At 65.4% G+C, this 11,450-nt stretch carries 6 protein-coding genes; 2 read left to right on the top strand and 4 right to left on the bottom strand.

The window, feature by feature from the left end:
* Positions 1–281 precede the first annotated feature (281 nt).
* Entirely contained in the window at positions 282–602 is a 321-nt protein-coding gene (locus CV770_RS39025; RefSeq protein ID WP_104466097.1) for a winged helix-turn-helix transcriptional regulator, read from the bottom strand.
* 72 nt (positions 603–674) lie between these two features.
* Here CV770_RS39025 and CV770_RS39020 point away from each other — a divergent pair, with 72 nt between their 5' ends.
* On the top strand, positions 675–1,226 hold the full coding sequence (locus CV770_RS39020) for a carboxymuconolactone decarboxylase family protein (RefSeq protein WP_104466096.1): 552 nt from the start codon (positions 675–677) through the stop codon (positions 1,224–1,226).
* A 144-nt stretch (positions 1,227–1,370) separates the two neighbouring features.
* Here the strand turns inward: CV770_RS39020 and CV770_RS39015 are convergent, their stop codons facing one another.
* Complete coding sequence (locus CV770_RS39015; RefSeq protein WP_104466095.1) at positions 1,371–2,378, bottom strand: KpsF/GutQ family sugar-phosphate isomerase; 1,008 nt, start codon at positions 2,376–2,378, stop codon at positions 1,371–1,373.
* A 192-nt stretch (positions 2,379–2,570) separates the two neighbouring features.
* Here CV770_RS39015 and CV770_RS39010 point away from each other — a divergent pair, with 192 nt between their 5' ends.
* The gene (locus tag CV770_RS39010) at positions 2,571–4,328 is read left to right on the top strand and encodes an outer membrane beta-barrel protein (protein WP_104466094.1); all 1,758 of its coding nucleotides are present in this window, start codon (positions 2,571–2,573) and stop codon (positions 4,326–4,328) included.
* 139 nt (positions 4,329–4,467) lie between these two features.
* Here CV770_RS39010 and CV770_RS39005 read toward each other — a convergent pair whose 3' ends face one another.
* Together CV770_RS39005 and gltB are read right to left on the bottom strand one after the other, a co-directional pair.
* Entirely contained in the window at positions 4,468–5,919 is a 1,452-nt protein-coding gene (locus tag CV770_RS39005) for a glutamate synthase subunit beta (protein WP_104466093.1), read from the bottom strand.
* Positions 5,920–6,079: 160 nt separating this feature from the next.
* Positions 6,080–10,813, bottom strand: a complete 4,734-nt coding sequence (gltB, locus tag CV770_RS39000; protein WP_104466092.1) for a glutamate synthase large subunit — start codon at positions 10,811–10,813, stop codon at positions 6,080–6,082.
* Positions 10,814–11,450: the final 637 nt, after the last annotated feature.

The following is an 11,450-nucleotide window of genomic DNA, read 5'->3' as shown; positions in this document are numbered from 1 at the left end:
GGTGGGCCACGATCGCGGCCTGAGCCGCCCGCCGAGGGCGACCACTACAGACTTGGCTGGCAATTGCCGTAACCACGGCCCTTCTCCTGCCGTCCTCAACTTCAAAAGCCGATAACGCAACAGGCCCCTTGTGGGAGAGGGTGGCTCGCCGCGTAGCGGCGAGACGGGTGAGGGGTCTCCATCCTCACGAACTATCTTGCGAGTGGAGACGTACCCCTCATCCGGCGCTTCGCGCCACCTTCTCCCACAAGGGGAGAAGGAAGTGGGGGCCGCTCTCGCGTTCACCCCTGCCACCTCTCCGCGAACCGGTGCAGCGGCATGAACGTCTCGCACAATTCCCGCCCGAGCAGCGTCAGCCCATAGCCTCCGCCTTCACCCAGCTCCACGAATCCCGCCTCGCGCAGCTCCGTCAGCCGCGCTTGCAGCACCGTTGGTGAGGCCTCGTCGCAGGCGGTTCGTAATGCGCGGGAGGTGAGGGGCTCGCCGCGCAACTCCCACAATATTCGCAGGCTCCAGCGCCGGCCGAGCAGGTCCAGCAGCGCCATGATCGGCCGCCCGGTGCGCGAGCCGCGGACGCTTCCTGATGCTGCCTGTTTTGCCATCGCCGCCCTCTTGCGTCGTGCTACGGATAGTGTAGCGTATTGCTACAATAAATGTAGCAAAGGAGCCGGCCGATGTCCCAGTCCACGCCGCGCATCGCCCCGCTCACGCCGCCTTATCCCCCGGAGATCCAGGCGCAGTTCGACCGCATCATGCGCGGCGCGCCGCCGCTGGTGCTGTTCCGGGTGATGGCGGGACATCGCCGCGCCTGGGACAAATTTCGCGCCGGCGGCCTGCTCGATCCCGGCCCGCTCTCCCTGCGCCAGCGCGAGATCGTCATCGACCGCACCTGCGCGCTGAACAGATGCGAGTATGAATGGGGCGTGCATGTCGCGGTTTTCGCCGGGCCGGCGAAGCTCGCCGAAGACGAGGTGCGTGCCACAGTGCAGGGCGATGCGACGTCACCGTGTTGGTCGCCGGCCGAACAGGCGCTGATCGCAGCGGTCGACGCGCTGCATCACCGCGCGACGTTCAGCGATGAAGAGTTCGCCGCGCTGTCGGCGCATTACGACGAGCCGCAGATTCTGGAGATCATGCTGCTGTGCGGCTTCTATCGCACGGTGTCGTATCTGGCGAACGGGCTGCGGCTGCCGCTGGAGGAGAACGCGGCGCGGTTTCCGGTATAAGTCTCTCCCCGACATTGCGAGGAGCCCTTGCGACGAAGCAATCCAGACTGTTGCCGCGGCGGCAGTCTGGATTGCTTCGCTTCCGCCTTCGCTTTTCGAGCTTCGGCGGACAAGCCGCTCGCAATGACGAGTGGGGAGAGGGCGCTACGCCACGCCAGCCCGCAACAAATCATGCAGATGCACGATGCCCACCACCTTGCCCGCCTCGGTCGCGACCAGCGTCGTGATCTTGCTTGTGTTCAGCACCTCGATCATCTCGGTGGCGAGCATGGACGGCGGCACCGTCTTCGGCTGCTTCGTCATGATCTCGTCGACCGACGCCGTCAGCAGGTCGGGGCGCATGTGGCGGCGCAGATCGCCGTCGGTGATGATGCCCGCGACCTCGTTTGCTTCGTTGACGATGCAGACGCAGCCGAGGCCCTTGGCCGACATCTCGACCACGGCCTCCGACATCTTGGTGCCCAGGGGCTTGACCGGGATCTCGGCGCCGGTGCGCATGTAGTCGCGGACGAATTTCAGCATCGCGCCCAGCTTGCCGCCCGGGTGGAAATGCGCGAACTCCAGCGCGGTGAAGCCGCGGCCTTCGAGCAGCGCGATCGCCAGGGCATCGCCGATCGCGGCCTGCATCAGGGTCGAGGTGGTCGGCGCCAGATTGTGCGGGCAGGCCTCGCGCGCCTTCGGCAGCTCGATCACGAGGTCGGCGGCTTGTCCCAGCGAGGACGCCGCGTTCGACGTCACCGCGATCATGGGAATGGCGAACCGCGCCGAATAGTTCACGAGGTTCTTCATCTCCGGCTGCTCGCCGGACCAGGACAGCGCCATGATGACGTCGTCGGTGGTGATCATGCCGAGGTCGCCGTGGCCGGCCTCGGCGGCGTGCACGAAGAAGGCGGGCGTGCCGGTCGAGGCCAGCGTCGCGGCGATCTTGCGCCCCATATGGCCGGACTTGCCGAGCCCGGTGACGATGACGCGGCCCTTGGCGTTGCGGATCAGGTCGACTGCCTTCGCGAACGTCGCGCCGAGCGGGCCGCGCAGGGCGGCTGCGAGCGCGTTGATGCCGCCGCTCTCCGTCTCCAGGGTGCGGAGCGCGGATTCGACGCTGTCGGGGATGGGGCCGGATGATGCGGTCATCAGCGGTTTCGAACTCGGCATGTACTGGTCCAGGGAGGAGGGGCGTTCGCCCGGTCGGCGCCTCATTAGCACGCCGCGGCGGTGGAGGCGACGAGCGCGCCTAAGCCCTCAACCGGTCATTAACCATAATTGTTTTAACTCCATTAATGATGGTTCCCGCCAACCGGCGGAGGTCACCGTGAAAGTGTTTGATTTCGTTGGAGTTATTCCATCGTGGGGTCGTCTCCAGGCACCGGCCGGAGCAAACGCGCGCAGTTCCTGCGCGCGGCTTTGCCGTGCCTTGTGCCGGGTCTTGCGCTGACGGTCCTCGGAAGCGTGCCCGCGGCCGGCCAGAGCCTCACGCCCGATCTGTTCAATCCCAACCGCGGCGGCTTCGCCGCGCCCGAGACGCTGCCGACGCGCCGCACGGCGGGCGTGCCGCAGGCGCCGCCGGATGCGTTGCCGGCGCTGCCCGATCCCAATGCCGATCCGCGCAAGGCCCGCGAACGGCCGGCGACCTCGCGCGTCGGTCAGGTCCCGACCTACGGACTGCCCGCCGCCACCGGCGCGAGCAGCTCCGGCTATGATTCGCTCAACCGCAAGCGACAGCAACCCAAGCTCTATCCGGGCCAGCCGAAGCCGAAGCGCGCGGCCGGTCCCGGCTCGCCGGCGCCGACCACGGTGCCGCCGCCGTCGACGCTCGGCCTGCCCAGAATCGCGCCGCCGCCATCCGCATCCGCCAACAAGGCGCCGGTGCCGGCGGCGATGGCCGGCACCGTGCCCGGACAGCCGCTGCGCCGCCGCCTCAAGGCAGATGACGATGCGTTCGGAGCCGTCGGCGATTACGCCGGCAGTTTCCTGATCAAAGGCGGGCTCGAGCTCTCCACCGGCTACGACACCAATCCTGCGCGTCTCAACAAGCCGATCGGCTCGCCGGTCTACGTCGTCGCACCCGATTTGCTGGTGATGTCCGACTGGGAGCGCCACGCGCTGGTCGCCGATCTGCGCGGCTCGTTCTCCGGCTACACCAACAACATGCCGGCGACGATCGACGGCTTTGCCTCGCCTTCGCCGGTCGAGATCAATCGTCCTGACTTCACCGGCCATGTCGACGGCCGCCTCGACGTCGACCGCGATCTCAAGCTGACCTCGCAGCTGCGCCTGCGGCTCGCCACCGACAATCCCGGCAGCCCGAACGTGCAGGCCGGCCTGCAGAAATATCCGGTCTACGCCGCCTACGGCACCACCGTCGGCTTCGACCAGACCTTCAATCGTTTCCAGGTCGCCGCCGGTGCCACCGTCGATCGCACCGCCTACACGGACTCCAAGCTCACCGACGGCTCGACCTTCAGCAACGGCGATCGCGATTTCAACCAGTATGGCGGCATCGGGCGCTTCTCCTACGACCTCAAGCCCGGCCTGAAGCCGTTCGTCGAGATCCAGGGCGACACCCGCGTCCACGACCAGGCCGCCGACCGCAACGGTTATTTCCGCGATTCAAACGGCGGCTACGCCAAGGTCGGCTCGTCCTTCGAATTCTCGCGCATCCTCACCGGCGAAATCTCGGTCGGCTATTCCGCGCGCAATTACACCGACCCGCGTCTCAGCCAGCTCGCTGGCTTCCTCACCTCGGGCTCGCTGATCTGGAACGCGAGCGGCCTCACCACGGTGAAATTCTTCACCGACACGCAGATCGCCGAGACCACCATCCCCGGCTCCTCGGGCGTCCTGGTGCGCACCTATTCGGCCGAAGTCGATCACGACTTCCGCCGCTGGCTGACGGCCGTGGGCAAGTTCACCTACGGCACGCTCGACTACCAGGGCCAGAACCGCAACGACAAGACCTACTCGTTCGAGAGCAATTTGATCTACAAGCTCAACCGCAACATCTGGGTCAAGGGCACGCTGCGCCACGACATCCTGGATTCGAACCAGGCGGGCTCGAGTTCGTCGGGGACGGTGATGATGGTCGGGGTGAGGTTGCAGAATTGATTCCGCTGTCGTGCTCCGCGAAGGCGGGGCATCCAGTACGCCGCGGCTTATCCGTATACGTTTAGCTTCTCTGGAATACAGGATCGCCCGCTTTCGCGGGCGATGACAGTCTCGGTTGGGCTGCTAGCGCGCGCCTCACCTACCGCGGCAGATCCGTCTTCCCCATCAGGAACGTATCGATCGACCGGGCACAAAGCCGGCCCTCGCGGATCGCCCAGACCACCAGCGACTGGCCGCGGCGCATGTCGCCGGCCGTGAACACGTTCGGACGGGAGGTCTGGTAGTCCAGCGTGTTGGCCTTGACGTTGCCGCGGGGGTCGAGCTCGACCGCGAGCATCTTGAGCAGGCCCTCGTGCACGGGGTGCACGAAGCCCATGGCGAGCAGGACGAGTTCGGCGTCGAGCTCGAACTCGGTGCCGGCAATCGGCTTGAACTTGTCGTCGACGTGGACGCAGTGGAGCTTCTTGACCTGCCCGTTCTCGCCGGTGAACTTCTGGGTCAGCACCGCGTATTCGCGCACGGCGCCTTCGGCCTGGCTGGAGGACGTCCGCATCTTGAGCGGCCAGTTCGGCCAGGTCAGGCCCTTGTCCTCGCGCTCGGGCGGGGCGGGCATGATCTCGAGCTGGGTGACCGAGAGCGCGCCCTGGCGCAGCGAGGTGCCGATGCAGTCTGATCCGGTGTCACCGCCGCCGATGACGACGACGTGCTTGCCGCCGGCCAGAATCTCCTGGACGCCGTTCTGGGGTTCGCTGGAGACGCGGCGGTTCTGCTGCGGCAGGAAGTCCATGGCGTAGTGGATGCCGGCGAGATCGCGGCCGGGAATCGGCAGGTCGCGCGGGGCTTCCGCGCCGCCGGTCAGCGCGACGGCGTCATATTCGTTGAGCATCTCGCGCGGATCGACATTGCCGTCGACGCCGACATGGCTGTTGTAGTGGAAGGTGACGCCTTCGCCTTCCATCTGCTTGACGCGGCGGTCGATGACGCCCTTCTCCATCTTGAAGTCGGGAATGCCGTAACGCAGCAGGCCGCCGGCCTTGGCGTACTTCTCGAACAGGTGCACGTCGTGGCCGGCGCGCGCCAGCTGCTGGGCGCAGGCCATGCCGGCCGGACCCGAGCCGATCACCGCGACCTTCTTGCCGGTCTTGACGGCTGCGACCTCCGGCTTGAGCCAGCCATTATCCCAGGCGCGATCGACGATCGCGCATTCGATGGTCTTGATGGTGACGGGGTTGTCGTCGATGTTGAGCGTGCAGGAGGCCTCGCACGGCGCCGGACAGATGCGCCCGGTGAACTCCGGGAAATTGTTGGTCGAGTGCAGATTGCGCGAGGCTTCTTCCCAATTGCCCTGGTAGACGAGGTCGTTCCAGTCGGGGATCTGGTTGTTGACCGGGCAGCCGGGCGTGCCGGGCGCGACCGAGCCGGTGCCGTGGCAATAGGGAATGCCGCAATTCATGCAGCGCGCGGCCTGGTCGCGCGTTTCCTTCTCGGTCAAGGGAACGACGAACTCGTTGTAATGCTTCACGCGTTCGGCGACCGGGGTGTACTTGCGGTCGTGCCGTTCGATTTCCAGAAAACCCGTGATCTTGCCCATTAAACCCGAAGTCCCTGCCGCTTAAGTTCTTTGTTCTCTCACTCCTCATCCTGAGGAGCGGCGCGCTCTTCGCGCCGCGTCTCGAAGGATAGAGGCCCGGATGGTGGTCTCATGGTTCGAGACGGCGCTTTCCGCGCCTCCTCGCCATGAGGGCTTTCTCTTACGCCCCGATCGCGATTTTCGGCTCGGCGTCCGCGTTGGCGGCCATTTCGCGCAGCGCGCGCCGGTATTCGACCGGCATCACCTTGCGGAATTTGGGCAGCCATTCCTTCCAATTGGCGAGGATGTCGGCGGCGCGCTTGGAGCCGGTGGCTTTCGCATGGCGCGAGATCAGGACGTGCAGCCGCTCGACGTCGGAGGCGAGCAGGTTGTTGAACACGTCGACCCGGCCGTGCGCCTCGAGGTCACCGGAGTGGTGATAGGTGCCGGCGTTGATCAGCTCCTCCGACAGCACCGGCTCGAGGTCGACCATCGCCATGTTGCACAGCCTGTCGAAATCGCCGGTCTCGTCCAGCACGTAGGCGATGCCGCCGGACATGCCGGCTGCGAAGTTGCGCCCGGTCTTGCCGAGCACGACCACGATGCCGCCGGTCATGTATTCGCAGCAATGATCGCCCGCACCCTCGACGACAGCCACAGCCCCGGAATTGCGCACGGCGAAACGCTCGCCGGCGATGCCGCGGAAGTAGCACTCGCCCTGGATCGCGCCATACATCACGGTGTTGCCGACGATGATGCTTTCTTCCGGCACGATGCTGCTGTTGGCCGGCGGCTTGACGATGATCTTGCCGCCCGAGAGGCCCTTGCCGACATAGTCGTTGCCTTCACCTTCAAGCTCGAAGGTGACGCCGTGGGCGAGCCACGCGCCGAAGGCCTGGCCCGCGGTGCCCTTGAGGCTGACATGGATGGTGTCGTGCGGCAGGCCGGCATGGCCGTAGATCTTGGCGACGGCACCGGACAGCATCGCGCCCGCGGAGCGGTTGGTGCTGTTGATGTTGGCCTCGATCTTCACAGGCGCGCCGCGGTCGAGCGCAGGCGTTGCCTTCTCGATCAGCGAGCGGTCGAGCACCGCCTCCAGATGATGGTTCTGGCGCTCGGAGTGATAGATCTTCTGGCCCTTCTCTTCCTTCTGCTTGACGAACAGCTTCGAGAAGTCGAGGCCCTTGGCCTTCCAATGCGCGACCAGCCTGGTCTGGTCGAGCAGCTGAACCTGGCCGACCATCTCGTTGAAGGTGCGGAAGCCGAGCGAAGCCATGATCTCGCGGACTTCCTCGGCGACAAAGAAGAAGTAGTTGATCACGTGCTCGGGCTGGCCGGTGAAGCGCTTGCGCAGGACGGGGTCCTGAGTCGCTACGCCGACCGGGCAGGTGTTGAGATGGCACTTGCGCATCATGATGCAGCCGGCCGCGATCAGCGGCGCGGTGGCGAAGCCGAACTCGTCGGCGCCCAGCAGTGCGCCGATCACGACGTCACGGCCGGTGCGGAAGCCGCCGTCGACCTGGACCACGATGCGGCTGCGCAGCCGCTCGCGCACCAGCGTCTGGTGGGTTTCGGCAAGGCCGATCTCCCAGGGCGAGCCCGCGTGCTTGATCGAGGTCAGGGGCGACGCACCCGTGCCGCCTTCGAAGCCCGCGATGGTGACATGGTCGGCGCGCGCCTTGGCAACGCCCGCGGCCACCGTGCCGACGCCGATCTCTGAGACGAGCTTGACCGAGACGTCGCCCGTCGGGTTGACGTTCTTGAGGTCGTAGATGAGCTGCGCCAGATCCTCGATCGAGTAGATGTCGTGGTGCGGCGGCGGCGAGATCAGGCCGACGCCCGGCGTCGAGTGACGGACCTTGGCGATGGTCGCGTCGACCTTGTGGCCGGGCAACTGGCCGCCTTCGCCGGGCTTGGCACCCTGCGCCATCTTGATCTGCATCATGTCGGAGTTGACGAGATACTCCGTGGTGACGCCGAAGCGGCCCGAGGCCACCTGCTTGATCGCCGAGCGCATGGAATCGCCGTTCGGCATCGGCTTGAAGCGGTCGGCTTCCTCGCCGCCTTCGCCGGTGTTCGACTTGCCGCCGATCCGGTTCATGGCGATGGCGAGCGTGGTGTGGGCCTCGCGCGAGATCGAGCCGAAGCTCATCGCGCCGGTGGCGAAGCGCCTGACGATGTCCTTGGCCGGCTCGACCTGGTCGAGCGGGATCGGCTTGCGCTTCTCTTCGTCCGCGTTCTTGATCCGGAACAGGCCGCGCAGCGTCAGAAGCCGCTCCGACTGCTCGTTGAGGATCTTTGCGAAGGCGCGATAGCGCTCCTGCGAATTGCCGCGCGCGGCGTGCTGCAGCAGCGACACCGATTCGGCGGTCCAGGCATGGTCCTCGCCGCGGCTGCGATAGGCGTATTCGCCGCCGACATCGAGCGCGGTCTTGTAGACCTGCGCCTCGCCGAACGCGTCGGCATGACGGCGCACGGCTTCCTCGGCGATCTCGCCAAGGCCGACGCCTTCGACGCGGGTGTGCGTGCCGGCGAAGAACTTTGCGACGAAGTCGGCCTTGAGGCCGACCGCGTCGAAGATCTGCGCGCCGCAATAGGACTGGTAGGTCGAGATGCCCATCTTGGACATCACCTTCAAAAGGCCCTTGCCGATCGACTTGATGTAGCGCTTGACGATCTCGTAATCGTCGAGCGAGCCCGGCAGGCGATCCTTCATCGCGACGATGGTCTCGAACGCGAGATAGGGATTGATCGCTTCGGCGCCGTAGCCGGCAAGGCAGGCGAAGTGATGCACTTCGCGCGGCTCGCCGGATTCGACGACGAGACCGACCGAGGTACGCAGTCCGACGCGGATCAGATGATGATGCACGGCGGCGCAGGCCAGCAGTGCCGGAATCGGCACCCGGTCGGTGCCGACCATGCGGTCGGACAGGATGATGATGTTGACGCCCTCGCGCACCGCGCTTTCAGCGCGCGCGCAGAGCTCGTCGAGCACCTGGTCCATGCCTGCCGCGCCGAGACCGGCGTGGAAGGTGGTGTCCAGCGTGCGCGACTTGAAGTGTGACTCGGCAACATCCGAGATCGAGCGGATCTTTTCGAGATCCGCGTCGGTCAGGATCGGCTGGCGCGCTTCGAGACGCTTGGTGGTGGCAAGCCCCTGCAGATCGAACAGGTTCGGCCGCGGTCCGATGATGGAGACGAGGCTCATCACCAGCTCCTCGCGGATCGGGTCGATCGGCGGGTTGGTGACCTGCGCAAAGTTCTGCTTGAAGTAGGTGAACAGCGGCTTGGCCTTGTCCGACAGCGCCGAGATCGGCGTGTCGTTGCCCATCGAGCCCGCGGCTTCCTCGCCCGTGGCCGCCATCGGCGTCATCAGGATGGCGATGTCTTCCTGGCTGTAGCCGAATGCCTGCTGGCGATCGAGCAGCGACAAATTGGAGCGCACGCCGGTGGTCGGAACCTTCGGCAGCTCCTCCAGCACGATCTGGGTCCGCTCCAGCCACTCCTTGTAGGGATGACTCCTGGCGAGCTCGGCCTTGATCTCGTCGTCCGGGATCAGGCGACCCTGTTCGAGGTCGACCAGCAGCATCTTGCCGGGCTGCAGCCGCCACTTGGTGATGATCTGGTCCTCGGGGATCGTCAGCACGCCCATCTCGGACGCCATCACGATGCGGTCGTCCTTGGTGACAAGATAGCGCGCGGGCCGCAGGCCGTTGCGGTCGAGCGTGGCGCCGATCTGGCGACCGTCGGTGAAGGCGATCGCGGCGGGACCGTCCCACGGCTCCATCAGCGCGGCATGATATTCGTAGAAGGCGCGGCGCTTCTCATCCATCAGCGGATTGCCGGCCCACGCCTCCGGAATCATCATCATGACGGCGTGCGGCAGCGAGTAGCCGCCCTGCACCAGGAATTCGAGCGCGTTGTCGAAGCAGGCGGTGTCCGACTGTCCTTCGTAGGAGATCGGCCAGAGCCGGTTGATGTCCTTGCCGTAGAGCTCGGAGCTCACGGAGGCCTGGCGCGCGGCCATCCAGTTGGTGTTGCCGCGCAGCGTGTTGATCTCGCCATTATGCGCGATCATGCGATAGGGATGCGCCAGCGACCACGCCGGGAAGGTGTTGGTCGAGAAGCGCTGATGCACCAGGGCGAGCGCGCTCTCGAAATCCTTCTCGTGCAGATCGGGATAGTACTTGCCGAGCTGGTCGGCGAGGAACATGCCCTTGTAGATCACGGTGCGGCAGGACATCGAGCAGGGGTAATAGCCGGCAAGCCCGCGGTCGCGACGCTGATAGATCGCCTGCGAGATCGACTTGCGCAGGATATAGAGCCGGCGCTCGAATTCGTCCTCGGTCTTGGCGGTTCCGTTGCGGCCGATGAACACCTGCATGCAGGCCGGCTCGGTCGGCTTCACGGTGACGCCGAGCGAGGAATTGTCGGTCGGCACGTCGCGCCAACCGAGCAGGGTCAGGCCCTCCTCCTTGATCTGGTCGGCGATGATGCTCTTGATGACGTTGCGCCAGGCGGTGTCGCGCGGCATGAACAGCGCGCCGATGGCGTATTCACCGGGTGCGGGCAATGCGAAGCCGAGCTCCTTCGCCTTGCGGCTGAAGAAGGCGTGCGGGATCTGCACCAGGATGCCGGCGCCGTCACCGGCGCGCGGGTCGGCGCCGACCGCACCGCGATGCTCGAGATTGCACAGGATGCTCAGCGCGTCCGCGACGATCTCGTGCGACTTCTTGCCCTTGATGTTGGCGATGAAGCCGACGCCGCAGGAATCCTTTTCCAGGCTCGGATCGTAGAGGCCAACGGCCGGCGGGCGCGAATTGTGTTCCTGAATCGGATCGGTCGTTTTCGAGGCGACCGTCGCCGACAGCTCTTCTGCCACGATGTTTGCGCTCTCGAATTGCGACCCGTTCATTGTTCCAATCCTCTCCGTGCGGCAAGCTGCCTCACCGCCATCTTCGGCGCACCTTGGGCGTTCCGCGGCACCCGCCTCTGGGTCACCGCTCGTCCGCTGCGAGCCGCATTTTCTTAAATTCAGGCCTAGGCGTTCTTCGTCCCCGAGAACGGCTTTGCCTGTTGCCTTATGGTGCTCGAAAGCACCGACTTTCGTTGCAATCCCTATGCCGGAACCGCAAGCAAAATTGAGACAGTCTTCCTGTCCTAACCGTCACCTTGCCAAATTTTTGTCTATCACACAAGCGCGTGGAAGTCCCGATTCCCGATATGTCAATCAATCGCTTTCCGAAAGTTGCGCGGCCCCGTTTTGAAGCAACGCGCCCGAATTCGGCCCTGTGGGCGCCGAAATCCCAAATGAAGCTTCGGATCAACCCTTCGAAAGGCGCGCCACGCCGCAAGAAGCGAAAGGGCGCGAGGCATTCGGGGGCCTGACAGGAGCGTGTCGACGATGAAGTTTTTCACAGGATGTGTGGCTGCCGCCACGCTGCTGCTCGCCATCAGCGCCGGGCACCGGCAGGTTTTGGCGCAAGTTCCCGCGAAAGGTATCGCAGGAGGGGCGGCGATCGCGGTGTCGGATTTCGACGGACCCTATGCGC

The sequence above is a fragment of the Bradyrhizobium sp. AC87j1 genome (genome assembly GCF_002936975.1).
GTDB lineage: Bacteria > Pseudomonadota > Alphaproteobacteria > Rhizobiales > Xanthobacteraceae > Bradyrhizobium > Bradyrhizobium shewense.
Note: the sequence above shows the minus strand (reverse complement) of the source record. Positions and strands in the feature narration are given on the sequence as shown.